This is a genomic window from Bradyrhizobium sp. 62B, from assembly GCF_030272265.2.
Classification (GTDB): domain Bacteria; phylum Pseudomonadota; class Alphaproteobacteria; order Rhizobiales; family Xanthobacteraceae; genus Bradyrhizobium.
In genome coordinates, this window is the sequence record NZ_CP092841.2 from 2,744,954 (window position 1) to 2,766,245 (window position 21,292).

Below are 21,292 nucleotides of genomic sequence, written 5' to 3' on the forward strand. Positions count from 1 at the left end.
GGAGGAAGTTACTTCGTGCCGAGCTTGCTGGCGTCCTCGAAGGTCGGGCATGTCCGCTGCTCCAGCGGCACGTCGAACGGCTGGTAATTGTCCTTGGTGATGACGGTCGGCTTCAGCACGATCTCGGCGATGACGGGCTGGTTGCGCAGGGCGCGGATCGCCATCATGGTGCCGAGGCATCCTTGGGCAAATCCGTTGTAGTCGCCGCTCGCGAGCAGCTTGCCTGACTTGATCGCGTCGATCGCTTCCTTGGTGCCGTTGATGCCGATCACCTGCGCCTTGCGGTTGGCGCCGTCGAGCGCCTCGATCGCGCCGACCGCCATGGCGTCGTTGGCGGCGAGCACGCCGTCGATCTGCGAATTCGACTGCATCAGGTTCTCCATGACCTGGAGCGCCTGCAGCCGCTGATAGTTGCCTGGCTGCGAGGCCAGCAGCTTGGCGCCCGACGCTTCCTTCAGCGCGTCGTTGAAGCCGCGGACGCGGTCGACATTGGTCAGCGAGCCCTTGACACCCTCGATGATGACTATGTTGCCCTTGCCGCCGAGTGTCTTCAGCAGGAAGCGTGCGGTCTCGAGGCCCAGGCTGTAATCGTCGGCGCCGATGAAGGACAGGAACTTGCCGCCCGCGGAGCGGTCGGTGATGTTGACGACGGGGATTTTGGCCTCGTTGATCTTCTCGACGCCAGGCACCATGGCCTTGTAGTCGACCGGCGTGAACACGATCGCGCTCGGCTTCTTCACCACGACGTCTTCGATCTGGCTGAGTTGTTCGGGGATCGAGTCCGGCTTGGTCGGGATGTATTGCAGCGTCTTCGCATTCAGCGTCTTCGCCATGTTGTCGGCGCCGACCCGCACCGTCTGGAAGAACGGGTTGGTCTGGTTCTTGGTGAAGACGGCGATGGTCTCGCCGTCGGCCCGCGCTTGCGTGGTGAATGCCGCCGCCATCAGCAGCGGCAGCGTCAGATAGCCCAGTGTCCGTTTCATGTTGCCTCCATCCCTCATTTTGCTTGTTGGAACTCTAAGAACTCATTGCGCGCGGCGGCGCGTCTTCATGTCGAGCCAGACCGCGAGAATGACGATGATGCCGGTGACGAGCGGCTGCCAATTGGCGCTGACCGAGAGCAGGTTCATGCCGTTCAGCACCAAGGTCAGGATCAGTGCGCCGATGAAGGTACCGAACACGGTGCCGACGCCGCCGAACAGCGAGGTGCCGCCGATCAGCACCGCCGCGATCGCGGGCAGGGTCAGGCTTTCGCCGATGTCGGCTTCGGCCGAATTGAGCCGCGACAGGAAGATGATCGAGGCGAGCCCCGCCATGATGCCTGAGACCGTGTAGACCAGCAGCAGGCGCCGCGCGACCGGAATGCCGGAGAGGCGGGCCGCGACCGGATTGGCGCCGATCGCATAGATCTCCTGGCCCCAGATCGTGCGTTGCGCGAAGAACGTTCCGATCCCGAGGAACACCAGCAGCAGATAGACCGGGATGGGAAGACCGAACAGATAGCCGCTGCCGATCTGGCGGAAGCCCGCGGGGAAGCCGTGCAGGGTCTCGCCCGCCATGTACCAATAGGTGAGCCCGTTCAGCACCCAGAGCATGCCATAGGTGGCGATGAAGGAGGGGATGCGCAGCGCGGTGACCATGACGCCGTTGAGGAGGCCGACGATGCCGCCGCAGGCGAGCCCGGTGAGGATGCCGAGCGCCGGCGAGCCGGTCTTGTGGATCACGGTGCCGGCGATGCAGGCCGACAGCGCGACATTGGCGCCGACGGACAGGTCGAGGCCGGCGGTCAGCACCACCAGTGTCAGGCCTGAGGCGATGAAGAAGGTCAGGCTGGCCTGGCGCAGCACGTTGAGGATGTTGCCGAGGCTGAGGAAGGAATCGCTGAGCACGGCGAGCACCGCGCAGATCAGCAGCGCCGCGAGCAGGCGGTAGAACACCTGGATCGCGTCCTGCGACAGGAAGGAGCGGGGCGGCATGATCGCCTCTTTGGTGATGTCGGTCATGCGCGGCTCCTGAGACCATCGAGGAACAGCGCGACGATGACGAGCACGCCGACGCTTGCGACCTGCACCGAGGACGGCAGCGAGATCAGGTTCAGCCCGTTGCGCAATACGCCGACGGAGAGGACGCCGAGCAGGGTGCCGAGCAGCCAGCCATTGCCGCGCTCGAAGGAGGTGCCGCCGACGGCGACCGCCGCGATGGCATCGAATTCGAGGCCGAGGCCTGCGGTCGGGTGACCGGAATTCATCCGCGCGGTCATCAACAGGCCGGCGATGCCGGCCATGGCGCCGCCGATCGCATAGACCGCGATCAGCAGCTTGTTCGGCGACAGGCCGGCATAGCGCAGCGCCTCGCGGTTGCCGCCGAGCGCGAAAATGTAGGTGCCGAAGCGGGTGTGATAGAGCAAGCCGTGGAACGCCGCGTAGGTCACCAGCGCCATGACGATCGGCACGGGAATGCCGAGCAGCGTCGCCGAATAGATGTCTCGCACGCTGTGGGGAATGCCGACCACGCTCTGGCCGTCGCTGACGATCAGCGACAGACCTTGCGCCATGCCGAGCGTGCCCAGCGTCGCGACGAAGGGCGGAATGCCAAGGATCGCCACCAGCCAGCCATTGGCGACACCGAAGGCTGCGCCGACGAGGAGGCCGGCGCCGAGGCCCAGCAGCATCGACTTGGTCGCGAGCGACACGATGGCAACGCACAGCGAGGTCAGCGTCAGCACCGCGCCCATCGACAGGTCCAGCCCCTCGGTCATGATGATCAGCGTCATCGGCAAAGCGAGCATGGTGAGGATGGTCGATTGCACCAGCACGTTAGAGAGGTTGGCGACCGACAGGAAGCCGGGTGCGATCGCGCCGAACAGGGCGATGAGCAGCACCAGCACGATGGCAACGCCGGGAATGCGCTGCAGTGGATTGGGCTGTGAGACGACCGCGGCTTCACGCATGATGCATCCCCAGGCGCACGATGTTTTCCTCCGTGAGTTCGTTGCGCGTCAGATGCCCAGCGATGCGGCCCTCGCGCATCACATAGGCGCGGTCGCAGACGTGGCAGATCTCGACCTGTTCGGACGAGATCATCAGCGCCGCCGCGCCGTCGGCCACAAGACGGTCGATCAGCGCAAAGATCTCCGACTTGGCGCCGATGTCGATGCCGCGCGTCGGCTCGTCGAAGATGAAGAGCTTTGAGCCGGCCGCCAGCCATTTGCCGATCACGACTTTCTGCTGGTTGCCGCCGGAGAGTAGCCCGACGGTCTGCCGCGCGCTCGGCGTTGCGATGCGCAGCTGCCGGATCAGGCCGTCGGCGGTGCGTTGCGCGCCGCGCTGGTCGAACAGGCCGCTCGGAAACAGTTTGCGCAGCGCCGACACCACGAGATTGTCGCTGACAGAACGCAACAGCGCGAGGCCTTCGCTCTTGCGGCTTTCCGGGATCAGCGCGATGCCGCGACGGGCGGCCAGATCAGGTTCGCCCGAAATGGTCTTGCCGTCGAAGATGATTTCGCCAGATGTCACGGGATCGGCGCCGAAGATGGCGCGCGCGACCTCGCTGCGGCCGGAGCCGACGAGGCCGCACAGGCCGACGATCTCGCCCCGGCGCACCTCGATGTTGATGTCGGAGATGCCGGTCGCGGCCGTCAGGCCCTTGACCTCGAGCAGCAGCTCGCCGGGCTTCTCGGAAAAATTGCGCGGATAGGTCATGTCGACGTTACGGCCGACCATCATGCGCACGAGCTGGTCCGGCGTGACGTCGGCGGGCTTGACGCCGTCGATGCGGCGGCCGTCGCGCAGCACCGTGATGCGGTCGCCGAGCGCGAACACTTCGGCCATGCGATGCGAGATGTAGACGATGGACACGCCGTCTGCCTTGAGCCGTGCGATCAAAGCGAACAAGAGCTCTGTCTCGCGGTCGGACAGCGCCGCGGTCGGCTCGTCCATCACGAGGATCCGCGCGTTCTGGCTGATCGCCTTGGCGATCTCGACCATCTGCTGCTGCGCGACGCCGAGCTTGTCGACGGTGGTGGAGGGATCGATGTCGAAGCCGATCGTGTCGAGCACGCGCCTGGCGTCGGCCAGGATCCTGCGGCGGTCGATGGTGCCGGGGATACGGCCCTTCGGCTCGCGCCCAAGGAAGATGTTCTGGGCGATGTCCAGATAGGGGACCAGCGAGAATTCCTGGAAGATCACGGCAATGCCGAGCTTCTGCGCATCCGCAGTCGAGGAGATCGCGACCTTCTCGCCGTTGTAATAGAATTCGCCGGCGTCGGCGCGATAGGCGCCGCACAGCACCTTCATCAGGCTCGACTTGCCGGCGCCGTTTTCGCCGAGCAGCATGTGGACTTCGCCGGGATACACCGCAAAGGACACGTCATCCAGCGCCTTGACGCCGGGAAACTCCTTGCTGGTGCCGCGCAGCTCCAAGAGCGGCGTGGGCGAGGTGCCCTCGATCGGAAGCGCGTCGCTCATATGTTGGCTCCGCTCGCAAAGATCTTTCCGGGATTCATCAGCCCGTTCGGATCGAGCGCCCGCTTGATCGATCGCATCACGTCCACGGCCTCGCCGAGTTCGTCCGTGAGATAGTCGATCTTGCCGAGCCCGATGCCGTGCTCGCCGGTGCAGGTGCCGTCCATGGCAATGGCGCGGGCGACCATGCGGGCCTGCAGCGCCTTGGCGCCGTCGGCCTCCTCGGGCTTGGCCGGGTCGATCAGGATCAGCATGTGGAAATTGCCGTCGCCGACATGGCCGACGATCGGCGCGACAAAGCCGTGCTCGTCCGCGTCCCGCCGCGTCTCGGTCAGGCATTCCGCCAGCCGCGAGATCGGCACGCAGACATCGGTGATGACGGCGCGCGCGCCGGGCCGCAGACCCAGGCCCGCATAAAGCGTGTTGTCGCGCGCGTGCCAGAGCCGGCTGCGGTCTTCCGGTGCCTTGGCCCAGGCAAAGCCATGGCCGCCATGGTCGGCGGCGATCGCCTGTGCGGCTTCGGCCTGCTCGGCAACGGAGCTCTCGGAGCCATGGAATTCGAAGAACAGGGTCGGTGCCTCGCGATAGCCGAGCTTGGCGTAGGCATTGATGCCGCGCATCATGACGTCGTCGAGCAGCTCTATCCGGGCCACGGGGATCGCGGACTGGATCACCGAGATCGCGGTATCCACGGCGTCGTGCAGGGTGTCGAAGCTGCAGACAGCGGCCGAGATCGCCTGCGGCACCGGATGTACCTTCAGCGTGATCTCGGTGATGACGCCGAGCGTGCCTTCCGCGCCGACGAACATGCGGGTCAAATCGTAGCCCGCGGCTGATTTCCGCGCGCGCCTGGCGGTGCGGATGATGCGGCCGTCGGCCAGCACCACCTCCAGCGCCATGACATTGTCCTTCATGGTGCCGTAACGCACTGCCATGGTGCCGGACGCCCGGGTCGAGGTCATGCCGCCGATCGAGGCGTCGGCGCCGGGATCGATCGGGAAGAACAGGCCGGTATTGCGCAGCTCCGCATTGAGCTGCTTGCGGGTGATGCCGGGCTGCACCACGACATCCATGTCGCTGTCGTGCACGGCCAGCACCTTGTTCATGCGCGCGAAGTCGAAGCAGACGCCGCCCGCGACCGCGGCCGCATTGCCTTCGAGCGAGGTGCCGGCGCCGAACGGCACGATCGGCATATTCGCACCAGCGCACAGCTTGACGATCTCGGCGACCTCCTGCGTCGTCTCGGGAAAGACGACGATGTCGGGCGGCAGGCTTCGGTAGTGCGACTCGCTCTGCCCGTGCTGATCGAGCACGCCGCGCGCAACGCTCGCGCGCGGGCCGATCAGGCCGGTGAGGCGATCGGCCAATATGCTCGTGCTGACTCGCGGTCCCATCCTTGTTCCCTGTCTGCTCCCTGTTGCCGGACTCTTGTTCGGTCCGTCGCCGCCAAGCTTAGGCGGCTCTTGCGTTGCTCGCGACCTGCTTCAGGCCGAAATCGTAATTGAGGTGAAAATACTCACCGTCCACCATGCGACCATCCGGCGCACGGCCGGCGGGGTGACGGACGAACTCCCGGATCAGGCTGTCCTTGACGCCGAACACCACGTCGCTGTCGAGATATTGGTCGCCGGCAACGAACACGTGCGTCACGAGCTGCTCGAAACCGGGCGCCGAGATCATGAAGTGCACATGTGCCGGGCGCCAGGGATGGCGTCCCTGTGCCTCCAGCATGTCGCCGACCGGACCGTCATGCGGAATGGGGTAGGCGGCCGGCTTGATCGACCAGAAATGGAAGCGGCCGTTGGCATCGGTGTGGAAGCGGGCGCGCATGGCGAGATCGCCGATGCTGTCGAGTTGCTGCACGTCGTAATAGCCGTCATCGTCGGAGTGCCAGACGTCCACGACGGCGCCTGCCAGCGGCTTGCCGTCGACGGTCGAAACCGATCCGGTGACGAGCATCGGATCGCCTTCCATCGGGCCGGAGATGTCGGCGCCGCTGTCCTTCTCCGGCGCGGCCTGCACGAAGAACGGGCCGAGCACGGTGGTCTCGGTCGCGCCCTCCGGCACCGGGTGATTGATGGCATCGACCAGCATGGAGACACCGAGCGTGTCCGACAGCAGGATGAACTCCTGGCGCTTGTCGTTGCACATGTGGCCGGTGCGGGTCAGGAAGTCGATGCCGAACTCCCACTCCTTCTGGGTCGGACGCACCTCGCGGACGAAGGCGTGAAGATGACGCACCAGCGCTTCGCTGATCTCTTTGATCCGCGGATCGGTCGCGCCCGCGATCCGCTCCAGCACTGCTTCCGTGATCGTGGTCTCGTTGAAGTTACGCATGGGGCCTCCGAGGATCAGAGTTCGGGTTCGCCAAGGCCGGACAGCCGCTCGAGATGCTTGACGGTGGCGATGAAGTCGGTGTCGCCATCGCCCTGGGCGACCAGCGAGCCATAGGTCTCGCGCACTTGCGCGGCGAGCTGAAGCGGCACGCCGACGGCGTGGCCGGCACCGAGAATGAGGTCGAGGTCCTTGGCCATCTGCTTGCAGGAGAAGGTTGACTCGAAGTCGCGCCTGCGCAGCGGCGCGGTCTTGTACTTCACCATGGGGGAGGCGACCGCGCTGTCGTCGAGCACCTTCAGGATGTCCTGCCAGGCAATGCCGCCCTTGCGCGCCAGCGCGAGGCTTTCCGCCATCATCGCGGCCGACACCGCGATCATCAGATTGACCGAGAGCTTTGCGTAGCGCGCTTCTTCGGCAGGCCCGAGATAGGTCTGGGCACGGGTGAAGGCCGCGAACAGCGGCTTGAGTTTCTCGAACGCGTCCTTGGGGCCCGAGACGAAGCAGGTCAGCGCGCCCGTGTGAACGATGCTGGCATTGCCGGAGACCGGCGAACGCAGATAGGCAATGCCGCGCGCCTGCGCGGCGGCTGCGACTTCGGTCGAGGCCTCGACGCTGACGGTACTGGTCTCGATGAGAACCGCTCCGGGCGCCATGGCGGCGACCAGGCCGGCGGAGCCGAGCAGCGCCCCGCGCAAGGCTGCATCGTCGGGCAGGGAGGTGACGACAGCGGCCTTGCCGCTGACGGCATCGGCCGGCGATGCCGCAGTCGCAATGCGTTGCGTGCGCGCCTCGTTGATCCGTGCCGCGCTCTGATCGAACGCGGTGACGGCGTAACCGGCCTGGGCCACGAGCGCCGACATCGGCAGGCCCATCTTGCCGATCCCGATGAAAGCGATGTTCTTCGAAGCGTCTGTCATTGTTATCGTCCGTTGGCGCCTTCAGGCGGCGCGTCCCTGTCGTTCGATGTCCTGCACCAGCCGCCGGCCCGATTGCGCCAGCAGCTCTTTCTTGGCCTCCAATCCTTCGACCAGCAGTCGGCCATTCCGCTTCTTCCAGGCGCCGCCGATCATGACGGCCTCGATGTTGGCAAGGCTTGTCTGCATCACCACGGTCGCGACGGGATCATGAACCGGGTGGAGATTGAGGTCGGAGGCGTTGATGATGACGAGGTCGGCGAGCTTGCCCGGTGTCAGCGATCCGATCTGGTTTTCGCGGCCGAGCATGCGGGCACCTTCCGTCGTGATCCATCGCAGCGCCTCGCGCACGGGAACTGTGGTCGTCGCCGGAATGCTGCCGCTGGTCTTGCGCGACTCGGCATTGTCGAGTGCCCGCTGCATCGACAGCGCGATGCGGGCGGCGGAGAAGAGATCGCCGGCCAGGATGGATTCGAGGTCGATGCCGATCGTCGGCCGCACTCCGCGCTTGAGCAAACGCCCGGTGATCGGAAAACCATGGCCCTGGATCATCTCGTTCTCCGGCGTCACCGAGAACGACACGCTGAGATCCACCATCCGGTCCAGCAACGCGTCCGGCAGGTCGTTGCCATGGACGATGTTGGTGCCGGCCCCGACGAGGCCGGACTCGATCAGCTTCTCCCAGCCGCCGGGCGTCTTGGCCGGGCCGCCGCCCTGGTGCATGGAGGCGATCAGGTTCAGTTCGCGCGCCAGACGGAAGTCCTGCACCGCAACGTCGAGTGTCGAATAATGCGGACCGAGAATGGCGAGCCCGAGCGTGACGAGGCCGTCGCGGTCGGCAAGGGGGCCCGCCAGCAGCCGCTCGACCTCGCGGCGCGGGTGTGGCACTTCCGAGAAATGCGGCTCGCCCGGCTTCGGCTCCGGCTTGGGCGAACCGTGGAAGAAGGCGGCGCGGATCCCGCTCTCGATCAAGCCGTGCACGGCAGCGTCGGTGTGATCTGGCGTCGGATTGTTGTGGCACCAGTCGACCAGCGTGGTGGTGCCGCAATTGATCTGGTTCAGTGCGCCGACGAGGGTTGCAATGTGGATATCTTCGGGCCGGAACACGGTCGCAAGGCCGGCATGCATGCGGCGGAAATATTCCAGCAGCGTCCAGTTCGCGGCGAAGCCGCGCAAGCCGGTCTGCCAGGTGTGCATATGCGCGTTGATCAGGCCGGGAATGACGATGCGGTCCTTGCCGTCAATGATCTCGACGTCTGTCGCGACGTCGATCGATGGCCGCACGTCGATGATGCGGCTGCCCTCGACCAGCACATCGCCGGTTGCGAGATCGCCGATCGCGTCATCCATGGTGATGACAATAGCGGATTTGATCAGCGTGCGCCGCATCGCCTCACGCCGCCGCTTTGACGGTGACGGGCGGCTCGCCGGCCCAGGCGCGTGCAATCACGTCGCGAATAATGTTGCGGTCGAGCGGCCGCGGATTCCAGTAGGGATTCGTCACCGCGAGATCGGCTGCCTTGTCGATGCCGGCTTCGGGCATGCCGACGTCGCGCAGCGCCAGCTTCGCGCCGAGCCGCTTGGCGAGATCGTGAAGACCTAGCGGTGCGTCAGCCGCGCCGATCGCGCGCGAGATGCGTGAAATCGCATCGGGCACGGCCGGGGCGTTGTAAGCGAGCGCATGCGGCAGCACGATGGTGTGGGTTTCGGCATGCGGCAGATCAAACGTGCCGCCGAGCGTATGGCAGAGCTTGTGATGCAGCGCCATGCCGACAGTGCCCAGACAAACGCCGCACAGCCAGGCGCCATAGAGCGCTTCGGTGCGGGCCTCGCGGTCGTCGCTTTTCGCGGCGATGGCGGGCAGTGCCCTCGCCAGGGCGCGAATGCCTTCTTCGGCCATCAGCGATGTCACGGGGTTGGCGTCGCGTGCGTACAGCGCCTCCACCGCATGCGCGATCGCGTTGATGCCGGATGTTGCCGCGAGGCTCGCCGGCAGCGTCAAGGTGAGATCGACATCGTAGATCACGGTCTCGGGCAGGATCGCCGCGTCGCGCACCGTGGTTTTCAGGCCGTTCTCGGTCTGCCCGACGATCGGCGTCATCTCCGAGCCGGCATAGGTGGTGGGAATGCAGAGCTGGTTGATTCCGGTGCGCAAGGCCAACGCCTTGCCGAGGCCCGTGGTCGAGCCGCCGCCGAGCGAGACGACGCAGTCGGCCTCGCACGCCTGCATCGCGGCGAGCGCGCGCTCCGTGACCTCGACCGGCGTGTGCATGGTCGCGCCGGGAAAGATGCCGGCATAGAGCGGGCCGAGCGCCGCGCCGAGGCTCTTGCCCTGCGCCTCCTGCTGCGGCGTCGTCAGCACCAGCGCGCGCTTGCCACCGAGGCGCTCGACCTCGGCCTTGGCTTCAGCCAGCGTTCCGCTGCCGAACACGACGCGGCAGGGCAGGTTTTCAAAGGTGAACGAACCGATCATGCGCCGGTCTCTTTGATGGGATAATCGACCTGGAAGCGCCCGATCCGCAAGTCGCCCAAGGCCTCGCGCACCCGCAGATGTTCCGGATGGCTGGCATAGGCGCTGAGCGCCGCCTGGTCGGTGAATTCGGAGAACAGAACGACGTCGCAGGCGTAATCGACCGCGCTGACATCCATGCCGACTTCGATATGGGTGAGGCCGTCGATCCGGCCCTTGAGGCCCTCGAACAGCGTCTTGACCTTGACCCGGGCGGCGGAGCGCTCCTCGGGGGTCTCCCCGCGCAGCCGCCACATCACGATGTGCCTGATCGGCCCCGACATTTCCTGATTTCCTCGCCTGTCGCAGTGCTTTGTTGAGAGCTATTTTGCCTTGCAGAAATCGGAAATAAAGGCCAAAATTTGTAAGTCTCTTTTCCGATATGCGCAAAAATGGACCGGCTGCTTCAACTCGAGGTCTTCTCCAAAACGGCCGAGCTCGGCAGCCTTTCCAAAGCTGCCGAGACCTTGCGGATGTCGAACGCGGCCGCGAGCCGCCATCTCAGCGCCCTGGAGGAGCGGCTTGCGGTCCGGCTGATCGAGCGCAACACGCGCCGGCAATGGCTGACCGAGGCAGGGCAGGAGCTGTTGCAACGCTGCAGCACGCTCTTGAACGAACTCGCCGAAGCCGAGGACGCGGTCTCCGACCGTGCGCTGTCACCGAAGGGCATGCTACGCGTCACGTCCTCGTTGTCCTTTGCGATGATCTATCTCGCGCCGATGCTGCCCGCCTTCCGCGCGCTCTATCCCGATCTCAGTGTGCAGATCATCAGCGCCAACCGCTATCTGGATTTCATCGAGGCCGGCATCGACGTCGCGATCCGCACGCGCGAGCACGAGCCGGATTCCAACATAGTCGTCCGCCGCATCGGCCAGATGCACCGTGTGCTCGCGGCGGCTCCTTCCTATCTGGAAAAGCACGGCCGGCCCGAGCATCCCGCCGATCTCGCCCGCCACGATATGCTGATCTACAATCTAGCCAACGATCCCTATTCGCTGCGGCTGAGCCAGGGCAGCACGACGCAGACGGTGCGGATCGCGCCGACGCTCGACAGCAATGACGGCCAGATCATTTGTGGTGCCGCGCGTGCGGGGCTCGGCATCCTGATCCAGCCGCTCTACATCGTGCAGGGCGATATCGCAGCCGGCCGGCTGGTGCCTGTCCTGAGCGACTGGCAGCTGCCGCTGCTCACCATGAACATCGCCTACCAGAACCGCGTCAGGCTGCCGGCTAAGATCAGGGTGTTCTCGGACTTCCTGGTCAGCCACATCCGTGAGCATTCAGAGCCGGGGATCTGGATCGACGCGGCGAAGTGAGCGGGAAGCATCCATGTATCTCGGCATCGATCTCGGCACCTCCGCAGTCAAGACGGTTCTCGTCGACGACACTCAGCGCGTGATCGCAAGCGCGAGCCGGCCGCTGACGATCGCCTCGCTGCAGCCGGGTCATTCCGAGCAGGACCCCGCGCAATGGATCGATGCGGCCTTCGCCACGCTCGATGCGCTGAAGGCTTCGCATGGACAAGAGCTGGCGGCGGTCAAGGGCATTGGGCTGTCCGGCCAGATGCATGGCGCCACGCTGCTCGATGCGGGCTTGAGACCCTTGCGGCCCTGCATCCTCTGGAACGACGGACGCGCCGCCGCGGAATGTCGTGTCCTGGAGCAACGTTGGCCCGCCTTGCGCGCGGTGACGGGCAACAAGGCGATGCCGGGATTCACCGCGCCAAAACTGCTCTGGATCGCGACGCATGAGCCCGACATCTTTGCCGCGACGAAGCTCGTGCTGCAGCCGAAGGCCTATCTGCGCCTGGTGCTTTCGGGCGAGGCCGTCGAGGATGTCTCGGATGCATCGGGATCCCTGTGGCTCGACGCTGCGCGCCGGGACTGGTCGGACGCCGCATTGGCCGCAACCGGCCTGACGCGCGAGCACATGCCGCGTCTGGTCGAGGGATGCGCGCCCGCAGCAAGACTGCGGAGCGAGCTGGCGCGGCGCTGGGGCATGACCGGGCGGCCGGTGATCGCGGGCGGTGCCGGCGACAATCCGTCGGGGGCCATCGGCATCGGCGCGATCCAGCCGGGAACCGCATTCATATCCTTGGGAACATCGGGTGCCCTGTTGGCACCGACCGCCACGATCGCCGCCAATCCGGACCGCGCGGTGCACACGTTCTGCCATGCCATCCCGGGCATGTGGATACAGGCCGGCGCGATCCTGTCGGCCGCCTCCTGTCTGGCCTGGGCCGCGCGCCTGTTCGGCGTCACTGAGACCGAGTTGTTGGCGCCGCTAGGACCGCGCCCGCGGGCGCCGTCGCCGGTGAGCTTCCTGCCTTATCTCGCAGGGGAGCGGACACCGCATGACGATCCCGCCGTGCGCGGCATGCTCGATGGTTTGAGCCATGGCACCGATCGCAATGCGATCGTGCAGGCGGTGCTCGAAGGCGTCGCCTTCGCGCTGGTCGATTGCCGCGACGCGCTCGCGGATGCCGGCATCGCGATCGCGGAAGCCGACGTCATCGGCGGTGGTTCGCGGTCATCGTTCTGGCTCTCGGTCCTCGCAAACGTGCTGAATGTTCCCATCCACCGCTTTGCCCGCGGCGAGACCGGCGCGGCGTTCGGTGCGGCAAGATTGGGGCGGCTTGCTGTCACGGGTGAGGCAATCGCAACCGTGTGCACGCGACCGCAACGCGTCGAGACGTTCGAACCTGACACCGGGCTGACCGATGCTTACGCCGAACGGCTTCCCGCCTGGCGCGAACTGTATCGGCCGTGCCACTAGCATCGCCGTGATATCGCATTTCGCTGTGTTCGGTATTGCCCTGTGCCGCGGCCTTTTGTTTAATGCGTGAGCCGCGCTGACAAGAAGATCGAGACGCGGGTGGGAAACGCATTGTGCGCCGGGAGGCACGATGAACGCTCCGATCCTCGAGATGCGCGGTGTCTCCAAATCCTTCTTCGGCATCAAGGCGCTGCGTGCCGTCGATCTCACCGTCTATGCCGGCGAGATTCATGCCTTGATGGGTGAGAACGGCGCCGGCAAGTCGACGCTGATGAAGATCCTGTCCGGCGCCTACAAGCCTGATCCCGGCGGCGAGATCCGCATCGAAGGGCATCCGGTCCGGATTGAAGGTCCGCTCGGCGGCCGCGCGGCGGGCATCTCCATCATCTATCAGGAGCTGTCGCTCGCTCCCAATCTCAGCGTCGCCGAGAATATCTATCTCGGCCGCGAGATCTCGCGTTCAGGACTGCTGGCGCGCGGGGAGATGCGTGAGGGCGTCGGTCCCATTTTGAAGCGGCTTGGCGCAGACTTCCTGCCCTCGACGCTGGTCGCCCATTTGTCCATGGGCCAGCGGCAACTGGTCGAGATCGCCCGTGCGCTGCATGCGAGGTCAAAGATCCTGATCATGGACGAGCCGACCACCGCACTGTCGGCGGGCGAGAGCGCGCGGCTGTTCGCGCTGATCCGCCAGCTCAGGGCGGAGGGGCTCGCCATCATCTACATCTCGCATCGCATGGACGAGGTCTACGCGCTCGGCGACCGCGTCACCGTGCTGCGCGACGGCCGGCTGGTCGGCTCGCTCGACAAGCCCGAGATCCGTGCCGACACCATCGTGCGGCTGATGGTCGGGCGCGACGTCTCCTCGTTCTACAAGAAGGACCACGATCCGGACGCGGGGCGCGGACACCCCGTGCTCGCAGCGATCGACATGGCCGATGGCCAGCGCGTCAAGGGCTGCTCGCTCACCGTGCACTCAGGCGAGGTGGTCGGGCTCGCCGGCCTGATCGGCGCCGGCCGCACCGAGCTTGCGCATCTCATCATCGGCGCACTGCCAAAGACCTCCGGCCGGCTCGAGCTGGAAGGACAGCCGGTCGAGATCCGCACCCCCGGTGAGGCGCTCGAGGCCGGCATCGCCTATCTGACCGAGGACCGCAAGGCACTCGGCCTGTTCCTGGATATGTCCTGTCTGGACAACATCAACCTCGCGGTGCTCGGCCGCGATGCCAAGCTCGGCTGGTTCTTGGACCGTGACAAGGCGCGCGAGCGCGCCGACCGGGCCTTCGCTGGCCTCAGCATCCGCGCCGCCAATGTCGGCGTCCCCGCCGGTGGCCTGTCCGGCGGCAATCAGCAGAAGCTGCTGCTGTCGCGGCTTCTCGCCATCGCGCCGAAGGTGCTGATCCTCGACGAGCCGACGCGTGGCGTCGATGTCGGCGCCAAGTCCGAGATCTATTCGATCATCGACAATCTGGCCAAGGCCGGCACTGCGATCCTGGTCATCTCGTCCGACCTGCCCGAGATCATCGGCATCTGCGACCGCGTCGCCGTCATGCGGGCCGGGCACATCGCCGGCGAGGTGAGCCGCGGACCCAGTTCGCCGCTGACACAAGAAGACATCATGGCGCTTGCCACGGGGATGGAGCATCTCGATGCCTGACAACGGTGCTGCGGAGGTCCAGTCCGCCCCGACGACGACCAACGGTGCTGCCGCCGAGACAAAGCGCCAGCGGGTGAGGATGCTGATCAGCGCGCTCGGCATGCTGCCGGTGCTGTTGATCCTCTGTATCGGCTTTCATTTTCTGTCCGAGGGACGCTTCTTCACCGGACAGAATCTCGGCATCGTGTTGCAGCAGGCCGCGGTGAACACCGTGCTCGCCGCGGGCATGACCTTCGTTATCCTCACCGGCGGCATCGACCTCTCGGTCGGTTCGATCCTGGCGGCCTCCGCGATGGCCGGGTTGACGCTGTCCAAGCTGCCGGAGCTTGGCATGCTGTGGCTGCCGGCCTCGCTGCTCACGGGCCTTGGCTTCGGCGTCGTCAACGGCGCGCTGATCGCGCTGCTCCGCCTGCCGCCTTTCATCGTCACGCTCGGCTCTCTCACCGCGGTGCGCGGCCTTGCGCGACTGCTCGGGGCCGACACCACCGTGTTCAATCCCGCCATCCCCTATGCCTTCATCGGTAACGGCTCGCTGACGCTCGTTCCCGGCGTCGCATCGATCCCGTGGCTCTCGGTGATCGCCTTGCTCGTCATCCTGGTCTCGTGGCTGGTGCTGCGCCGGACCGTGCTCGGCGTGCACATCTACGCGGTGGGCGGCAACGAGAGCGCGGCGCGGCTTGCGGGCATCAAGGTCTGGGCCGTACTGATCTTCGTCTACGGTGTTTCCGGGCTTTTCGCCGGGCTCGGCGGCGCCATGCAGGCGGCGCGGCTCTATGCCGCCAATGGTCTGCAGCTTGGCCAGTCCTACGAGCTCGACGCGATCACCGCCGTGATCCTCGGCGGCACCTCGTTCGTCGGCGGCATCGGCTCGATCTGGGGGACACTGGTCGGCGCGCTGATCATCGCGGTGCTGTCGAACGGCCTCATCCTCGTCGGTGTCTCCGACATCTGGCAATATGTCATCAAGGGCCTCGTCATCATTGGCGCCGTGGCGCTGGATCGGTACCGGCTGCAAGGCTCCGCCAGAACATAAAGGCTCCGCCAGAACTTAAAGGCTCCGCCAGAACTTAAAGGCTCGGCCAGAACATGAAAGCTTCCGTTGCGGCAACTGGTCTGCCGCGCCGGGGACCAACACAGACCAGGGAGGAAGTCCATGTTGAAGACGATCATGCTCGCCGGCGCCGCGACGGCGCTTGTTCTTAGCACCGTGCCGTCCTCGGCGAAGGAGCTCAAGTCGATCGGCGTCTCGCTGGGGTCGATGGGCAACCCGTTCTTTGTCGCACTGGCGAAGGGCGCCGAGTTCGAGGCCAGGAAGACCAATCCCAACGTGAAGATCACGGCGGTCGGCTTCGAATACGATCTCGGTAAGCAGGTCACCCAGATCGACAATTTCATCGCCGCCGGCGTCGATCTGATCCTGCTCAACCCCGGCGATCCCAAGGCGATCGGGCCGGCGATCAAGAAGGCGCAGGCCGCCGGCATCGTCGTCGTCGCGGTCGATACCGCGGCCGAAGGCGCCGATGCCACCGTGACCACGAACAACGTGCAGGCCGGCGAGATCTCCTGCCAGTACATCGTCGACAAGCTGGGCGGCAAGGGCGAGGTCATCATCGAGAACGGACCGCAGGTCTCCGCCGTGATCGACCGCGTCGTTGGCTGCAAGAACGTCTTCTCGAAGAATCCCGGCATCAAGGTGTTGTCCAACGACCAGGACGGCAAAGGCTCCCGCGAAGGCGGTCTCACCGTTGCTCAGGGCTATCTAACCCGCTTCCCCAAGATCGACGCCATCTTCGCCATCAACGATCCCCAGGCCATCGGCACCGACCTTGCGGCGCGCCAGCAGAACCGCACCGGCATCGTCATCACCGCGGTCGATGGTGCGCCCGATATCGAGGCCGCGCTGAAGGATCCGCAGTCGCCGCAGATCCAGGCTTCGGCTTCGCAGGATCCGTTCTTCATGGCGCGCCGCGCCGTGCAGGTCGGTGTTGGTATCCTCAACGGCCAGAAGCCGGCCTCGACCGTCGAGCTGCTGCCGTCCAAACTCGTGACCAGGGACAACGTCGCCGAGTACAAGGGCTGGACCTCCGATCGTTCGCAGTAAGCCTCCCTTGCTGAGGCGGCAAACCACGAATTGCGGGCGGTGTGTTTGATTCACGCCGCCCGTGGCGTCATGGCCGCAGGCTCGCGCTAAGGCGTATACCCATAAATCCGGCCGGCCCGCGCGGGGGCCGTGTCCGTTAGTTTTTCAACACCGGACATGGCCAATGCGCCCTAGCCAGGCCGCTGAGGGCCACCTCCAGACGTCGCCGATGGGTATATGGAATCATCCTCCACCCGGGAGAACAGCAAGTGGCCCGAATAGAAACCTGCGTATGGATCGTAGCGAGTTTCATAATCCTTTTGGCCGCCACTTCCATGCGGGCTTTAGCAACACCAGAAACGTCTGCATGCGGGTACCTCGCTGGTCTAATCGATGAGGCACCGCCAGGGCCGTTGTTCTTGCGCAGCTATCCGACCGTGGAATCGGGGCCTCTCCATGGCGCCGCTTACCTTTATGACAATGCGGTGGCCGCCATCGCGTTGGTCGGTTGCGGTGAGCGAGACAAAGCGTCTCGAATCGGCTCGGCAATTCTCTGGGCCCTCGACAACGACCGCACCTGGCATGATGGCCGCCTCAGGAACGCTTACGCGGCGGGTGTGGTGGTGAACGGCCCCGCCAAACTTCCGGGGTGGTGGGACAATGCTCAAAACAAATGGTTGGAGGATCGATATCAGGTGGGCAGCGATGTTGGTAACGTGGCATGGGCCATGTTGGCGTTGCTGTCGCTTGATGATGTGAACACCGGCTCTCGGTTCCGCGATGGCGCAGCTCGGCTTGGCGCCTGGGTCGCACAATGGGCCGATACGCGCGGTACTGGCGGTTTCACGGGTGGTACGTTTGGGCACGAACCGACGCCGGAAGTGCGGACGTGGAAATCGACTGAACATAATACTGACCTCGCCGCCGCGTTTGGCCTTCTTGCGATCCGTACAGGCGACTCGCGCTGGCGCGATATGGCAACGGTTGCCGAGTACTTCGTAAATTCGATGTGGGATCCGGGGTGCGCCTGTTTTGCCGCGGGAACCGCTGAAGACGGAGTCACGCATAATCCGATTTTGGCCCTGGATGCCCAGATCTGGCCTTTAACGGCGCTTCACGGAGCGGCCGGGAAATTTGCAACGGCAATGACGACCGCTGAACAGCGGATGAGTGTCGACGGAGGCTTTTCTTACGGTGAAGACCGGGATGGTGTGTGGACCGAAGGGACGGGCCAAATGGCTCTCTTGATGAAATTGCTCGGCAAGACCGAGAGGGCGGAATCGTTGATCTCTGTCATCGAATCCCAGAGGTCGCCCGATGGTGGGTTCTATGCCACGAGTGTCCGCGCGTTACCGACGGGGTTCGTGTTGGACACCGACCCGACCAAGCCGCGAAACTATTTCCGATTGTCACATCTTGGCGCAGCTTCGTGGGCAGCCCTCGCGGAACGTGGGTTCAATCCCTTTACGATGACAAAAGGACTCCCCTAGCCGAGCCGGAGTGCTTCTCGTCTCAGCCGCTTCGGTCTGGTTTGATTTCGATATGTCCGCAACGGCTCACAAGCCGCCGATCCCCCTCGAGTGGCGGACTTCCGCTTTGCGTTGGAAGCGAACGTTCATGAGTACACGCCCTGATCTAATCCGCGTCAGCGCGCGGCGGAAGGATTGGTTCGCGCGGGCAACACACTCGACGGAGACTTGCTGGCAAAAGCGTTCGTCTTGGGCTGGACGTGCGATCCGTCGATCACCTCGAGCCGGCCGCAACGGTTCAGGGTGTGGAGCTTCCTGCCAGGCCATGCCGGTCCGGGCTTCAGCGAATGGCGCACGACCTGCCTGAAGGCGGTCGGCGACAATTCGACCACTTCCGCCAGCGCGAGCGCCGCGCCGTAGCCGTCGGTGCAGTTCTGCACCGGGCGCCACAATGTGCCGTTGATCGTGACGAAATTCCCCGCCGGCCGCGTGCTCGCGCGGTCGATCAGCACCGGATTGCTGGCGTGCGGCAACCAGGGCCCCAGGAGGTGATCGGCATGATAGATCGCCAGCGAATCCGAGTAGCCGCCGGCTCCATCGCGCCAGGCGCCGAACAGGTAATGCCGGCCGTTATACCGCGTGATCGTGACGTCGGCCAACTCGAGGCCTGACAGCAGCGTCGCGTGCCGCTCCCATTTGTCCGGGAACCGGATGCATTTGTAGAGGGCGACGTCTCCGTTGGTCGAGCTCTCCGGAATCATCCACAATGCGCCACCGTCTTCGATCAGAAACGGATAGGAGAGATGCCAGGGCTCCTCCAGCACCGGCACGGCTTCTCCCACCGGGCCGGCGTCGTTGAACTCGATCGCCGAGATGATGCCTTTTCCGACGCGGTGGTCGAGATCTTCGAAGAAGACGAATGTTCGCCCCTGCCAATTGATCGGAAACGGGTCCGCATAGAAGCGATGCCCTGGATCGGGAAGGACGTTCCAGCCCGGTCCGGACAGATCGCCGGTCTGCCAGACACCGGCACCGTCATTGAAGCGCCAGCCGACATGCCAATGCGGGGCATAGCAGCATAGGCGATAGATCTCCTTGGCAATTGAGACGGCAAGGCCACGTATGACGTAGCCAGCGGGGCCACGGCCCGAACCATGTCCAGCGCGGCGCGCCAGCTCCGGAACAATCCGCGGCCTTCCCGACAGGATCGCCGCCACCATGGTCAGGGTTCGCGCCATGACGGTTTCGAGCGCGCCGCTGAGCCCTGCGGCAATTTCACCGGATGGATGGCCGCGATCGAGGACCGAGCCGTCGATCTCGTTGACGATGTCGATCACCGGCAGGTCGCCGGCCAGAATGGCGGCGAGCGCGGCGTTCTCGCCGGCAACGCCATTGAACATCGGACGGAGATACAGCGGGGCGGAGCTGTTCGGATCGCGCGCGCCGCCGGTGAAATCGACGACCACGTCGGCGCTCCCGGCATGAGCCAGCGTCCGCTCCGGAATGGCGTCCAGCCTGTTGGCGCCGCTGGGCTTGCCCTTGTGCAACACCACACGTTCGAGCTCGAACAGGGCGTCGAGACCTGCGGGCCGCGGCTCGGTCGTTGCCGCCCAGGCGATTTGAACCGGAACATCCCGGCCGTCGACCGACAGCGTCGCGCGGCCCATCCATCGCCGCGCGTATTCACGTTCACAGCGAAACTCGATGATCATGTCGAGCCCATCACTTCCAATCGTCCGGTCAAATGACCTGGTCGAGAATTCGAACGTATTCCTCCACCATGGCATCTACCGAATAGCGCAACCTCAGGCCTTTGGCGTTTTGTCGCAGCTCGTCGCTCAAATGCTGGTCCGTCAGCAGCGTCGAGACGGCTGCCGAGAGCTTCGCATGATCGGAGGCATCGACGAAGAGCGCGGTCGGCCTGCCTTCGTAGGACAGCACTTCGCGCAGGACGGGAAGATCGGTCACGACGGAGGGAACCCCGGCGTTCGCGGCCTCGACCGCAGCCAGGCCGAAAGTCTCGGCCTGCGTCGGGAACACGAACACGTCCAGGCAGGCGAGAAACTCCGCCATCCGGCTCGGGGGAATTTCTCCGAGCAGATGCAGCCTGTCCGACACCTTCAATTCGTCAGCCAGCCGCCTCAGCCGCGTCTCGTCGGCGCCCTGGCCGGCGAGCGCGAGATGCCAGGACGGTTGATCCGGCAGCAGACGTATCGCCATGTCGAGCCGCTTGTGCGGATGCAGCCGCGCTGCGCAGCCGAGCAGGACGCGATCGGTCGGCAGATTGAATCTCTGTCGGGCCGCGTCCTTCGCCAGCGTGAGCGCCTTGTCGTCGAAGCCGTGCGGCACATGCACCATGCGCGAACGGTAGGCCGCGGGGTAGCGCGAATATTCGCGTTCCATGTCCTTCGAATTGAGCGTGATGCGGTCGAAGAAGCCGAGGCTGCCCATGACGATGTCGGCGGTGCGGACCGGCCGGCTCATCGCCAGCGCGGATGAAACCTGATTGGCGACGACAGGTGCTCGGCTGACGAGGTGCGCGATGCCGGCGCCAATGACGTTGCCGAAATGCTGGAACGTCAGAACGGCGTCGGGCCTGACCGTCCTGATATGGCGGGCGAGCGTCCACAGCATCCGCAGCAGCGCCAATGGATTGCCCGGCCGGCTCGGCGCGCAATAGAGCGTATCGGGCGGCTCATCGAAGGAATCCGATTTGCGGAAGAAGAAGAGATTGGTGACGCGGTAGCCGCGCGCGGTCAGCCCGGCGCCGAGCAGCCTGGAGATCTCCTGCGCGCCGGCGTTCTCGGCCTGGGTTTGCGCGAGAAGCACGTGCAGCTTTCGTCCGCTGCCGTTCGACTGCGCGGGTGCTGCCGCGGTCGTCTCGCCCAATTCCTTGTTTGGCTGATAGTGCAGCACGGATCCCGACCCGCTAGAGAAACGAAATCTTCACCTTCTTAACTCCGTACCTATCATGCGGGCATCGCGTGGACACCGACTAGAAACAAACGGAGTTAATGCAAGGCCCTGCCATCGCCATCGTTGGCGCAGCCATTTCACAGGTTCCCGGACACTGCGCAGCAAGCCTGTTAAC

18 protein-coding genes are annotated in these 21,292 nt (G+C 65.1%); 6 read left to right on the forward strand and 12 right to left on the reverse strand.

The genetic code is table 11. The features are described 5' to 3' along the window. Positions 1-8: 8 nt before the first annotated feature. From ML401_RS12785 to ML401_RS12830, 10 genes are read right to left on the reverse strand one after another with little or no spacing between them, the layout of a single operon-like run. Positions 9-983, reverse strand: coding sequence for a sugar ABC transporter substrate-binding protein (locus ML401_RS12785; RefSeq protein ID WP_285812147.1), 975 nt, complete (start codon positions 981-983; stop codon positions 9-11). A 42-nt stretch (positions 984-1,025) separates the two neighbouring features. Continuing rightward, entirely contained in the window at positions 1,026-2,003 is a 978-nt protein-coding gene (locus tag ML401_RS12790) for an ABC transporter permease (protein WP_259205590.1), read from the reverse strand. Beyond that, positions 2,000-2,950 (reverse strand): ABC transporter permease, encoded by a 951-nt coding sequence (locus ML401_RS12795; RefSeq protein ID WP_211418254.1) that lies wholly within the window; start codon positions 2,948-2,950, stop codon positions 2,000-2,002. Before ML401_RS12795 ends, ML401_RS12790 begins: the two co-directional genes overlap by 4 nt. Then, on the reverse strand, positions 2,943-4,466 hold the full coding sequence (locus ML401_RS12800; RefSeq protein WP_285812148.1) for a sugar ABC transporter ATP-binding protein: 1,524 nt from the start codon (positions 4,464-4,466) through the stop codon (positions 2,943-2,945). The genes ML401_RS12795 and ML401_RS12800 overlap by 8 nt, the downstream gene beginning before the upstream one ends. Then, positions 4,463-5,857 carry an FAD-linked oxidase C-terminal domain-containing protein gene (locus tag ML401_RS12805; RefSeq protein WP_285812149.1) on the reverse strand — a complete coding sequence of 465 codons (1,395 nt, stop codon included), beginning with the start codon at positions 5,855-5,857 and terminating at the stop codon, positions 4,463-4,465. Before ML401_RS12805 ends, ML401_RS12800 begins: the two co-directional genes overlap by 4 nt. A gap of 58 nt (positions 5,858-5,915) precedes the next feature. After that, entirely contained in the window at positions 5,916-6,800 is an 885-nt protein-coding gene (locus ML401_RS12810; RefSeq protein ID WP_259205594.1) for an intradiol ring-cleavage dioxygenase, read from the reverse strand. Between the two features lie 14 nt (positions 6,801-6,814). After that, positions 6,815-7,717 (reverse strand): NAD(P)-dependent oxidoreductase, encoded by a 903-nt coding sequence (locus ML401_RS12815; protein ID WP_285812150.1) that lies wholly within the window; start codon positions 7,715-7,717, stop codon positions 6,815-6,817. Positions 7,718-7,738: 21 nt separating this feature from the next. After that, positions 7,739-9,103, reverse strand: a complete 1,365-nt coding sequence (locus ML401_RS12820) for an amidohydrolase family protein (RefSeq protein WP_285812151.1) — start codon at positions 9,101-9,103, stop codon at positions 7,739-7,741. A 4-nt stretch (positions 9,104-9,107) separates the two neighbouring features. Further along, the gene (locus ML401_RS12825; RefSeq protein WP_285812152.1) at positions 9,108-10,187 is read right to left on the reverse strand and encodes a maleylacetate reductase; all 1,080 of its coding nucleotides are present in this window, start codon (positions 10,185-10,187) and stop codon (positions 9,108-9,110) included. Next, a complete protein-coding gene (locus tag ML401_RS12830; RefSeq protein ID WP_211418247.1) occupies positions 10,184-10,507 on the reverse strand; it encodes a Dabb family protein in 324 nt (107 codons plus the stop codon). The genes ML401_RS12825 and ML401_RS12830 overlap by 4 nt, the downstream gene beginning before the upstream one ends. A gap of 108 nt (positions 10,508-10,615) precedes the next feature. Between ML401_RS12830 and ML401_RS12835 the strand changes: the two genes are divergently transcribed. From ML401_RS12835 to ML401_RS12860, 6 genes are all read left to right on the forward strand, one after another. Continuing rightward, the gene (locus ML401_RS12835) at positions 10,616-11,539 is read left to right on the forward strand and encodes a LysR family transcriptional regulator (protein ID WP_212066906.1); all 924 of its coding nucleotides are present in this window, start codon (positions 10,616-10,618) and stop codon (positions 11,537-11,539) included. 13 nt (positions 11,540-11,552) lie between these two features. After that, on the forward strand, positions 11,553-12,998 hold the full coding sequence (gene xylB, locus ML401_RS12840) for a xylulokinase (protein ID WP_285812153.1): 1,446 nt from the start codon (positions 11,553-11,555) through the stop codon (positions 12,996-12,998). 130 nt (positions 12,999-13,128) lie between these two features. Continuing rightward, positions 13,129-14,652 carry a sugar ABC transporter ATP-binding protein gene (locus tag ML401_RS12845; protein WP_211418244.1) on the forward strand — a complete coding sequence of 508 codons (1,524 nt, stop codon included), beginning with the start codon at positions 13,129-13,131 and terminating at the stop codon, positions 14,650-14,652. Next, positions 14,645-15,685 carry a ribose ABC transporter permease gene (locus ML401_RS12850; protein ID WP_211418243.1) on the forward strand — a complete coding sequence of 347 codons (1,041 nt, stop codon included), beginning with the start codon at positions 14,645-14,647 and terminating at the stop codon, positions 15,683-15,685. Before ML401_RS12845 ends, ML401_RS12850 begins: the two co-directional genes overlap by 8 nt. A 120-nt stretch (positions 15,686-15,805) precedes the next feature. Then, positions 15,806-16,753 (forward strand): ABC transporter substrate-binding protein, encoded by a 948-nt coding sequence (locus tag ML401_RS12855; protein WP_194407345.1) that lies wholly within the window; start codon positions 15,806-15,808, stop codon positions 16,751-16,753. A 398-nt stretch (positions 16,754-17,151) separates the two neighbouring features. Beyond that, positions 17,152-18,222, forward strand: coding sequence for a hypothetical protein (locus ML401_RS12860; protein ID WP_285812154.1), 1,071 nt, complete (start codon positions 17,152-17,154; stop codon positions 18,220-18,222). Positions 18,223-18,377: 155 nt separating this feature from the next. Here the strand turns inward: ML401_RS12860 and ML401_RS12865 are convergent, their stop codons facing one another. Together ML401_RS12865 and ML401_RS12870 are read right to left on the reverse strand one after the other, a co-directional pair. Continuing rightward, positions 18,378-19,913 carry a hypothetical protein gene (locus ML401_RS12865; protein WP_285812155.1) on the reverse strand — a complete coding sequence of 512 codons (1,536 nt, stop codon included), beginning with the start codon at positions 19,911-19,913 and terminating at the stop codon, positions 18,378-18,380. Positions 19,914-19,941: 28 nt separating this feature from the next. Then, positions 19,942-21,117 (reverse strand): glycosyltransferase family 4 protein, encoded by a 1,176-nt coding sequence (locus ML401_RS12870; RefSeq protein WP_285812156.1) that lies wholly within the window; start codon positions 21,115-21,117, stop codon positions 19,942-19,944. Between the last annotated feature and the right edge of the window lie 175 nt (positions 21,118-21,292).

Coding starts and splice junctions, on each gene's coding strand:
- ML401_RS12785 (WP_285812147.1), bottom strand. CDS start 983: ATGAAACGGACACTGGGCTATCTGACGCTGCCGCTGCTGATGGCGGCG.
- xylB (WP_285812153.1), top strand. CDS start 11,553: ATGTATCTCGGCATCGATCTCGGCACCTCCGCAGTCAAGACGGTTCTC.
- ML401_RS12815 (WP_285812150.1), bottom strand. CDS start 7,717: ATGACAGACGCTTCGAAGAACATCGCTTTCATCGGGATCGGCAAGATG.
- ML401_RS12800 (WP_285812148.1), bottom strand. CDS start 4,466: ATGAGCGACGCGCTTCCGATCGAGGGCACCTCGCCCACGCCGCTCTTG.
- ML401_RS12795 (WP_211418254.1), bottom strand. CDS start 2,950: ATGCGTGAAGCCGCGGTCGTCTCACAGCCCAATCCACTGCAGCGCATT.
- ML401_RS12805 (WP_285812149.1), bottom strand. CDS start 5,857: ATGGGACCGCGAGTCAGCACGAGCATATTGGCCGATCGCCTCACCGGC.
- ML401_RS12830 (WP_211418247.1), bottom strand. CDS start 10,507: ATGTCGGGGCCGATCAGGCACATCGTGATGTGGCGGCTGCGCGGGGAG.
- ML401_RS12790 (WP_259205590.1), bottom strand. CDS start 2,003: ATGACCGACATCACCAAAGAGGCGATCATGCCGCCCCGCTCCTTCCTG.
- ML401_RS12850 (WP_211418243.1), top strand. CDS start 14,645: ATGCCTGACAACGGTGCTGCGGAGGTCCAGTCCGCCCCGACGACGACC.
- ML401_RS12855 (WP_194407345.1), top strand. CDS start 15,806: ATGTTGAAGACGATCATGCTCGCCGGCGCCGCGACGGCGCTTGTTCTT.
- ML401_RS12825 (WP_285812152.1), bottom strand. CDS start 10,187: ATGATCGGTTCGTTCACCTTTGAAAACCTGCCCTGCCGCGTCGTGTTC.
- ML401_RS12865 (WP_285812155.1), bottom strand. CDS start 19,913: ATGATCATCGAGTTTCGCTGTGAACGTGAATACGCGCGGCGATGGATG.
- ML401_RS12810 (WP_259205594.1), bottom strand. CDS start 6,800: ATGCGTAACTTCAACGAGACCACGATCACGGAAGCAGTGCTGGAGCGG.
- ML401_RS12845 (WP_211418244.1), top strand. CDS start 13,129: ATGAACGCTCCGATCCTCGAGATGCGCGGTGTCTCCAAATCCTTCTTC.
- ML401_RS12835 (WP_212066906.1), top strand. CDS start 10,616: ATGGACCGGCTGCTTCAACTCGAGGTCTTCTCCAAAACGGCCGAGCTC.
- ML401_RS12820 (WP_285812151.1), bottom strand. CDS start 9,103: ATGCGGCGCACGCTGATCAAATCCGCTATTGTCATCACCATGGATGAC.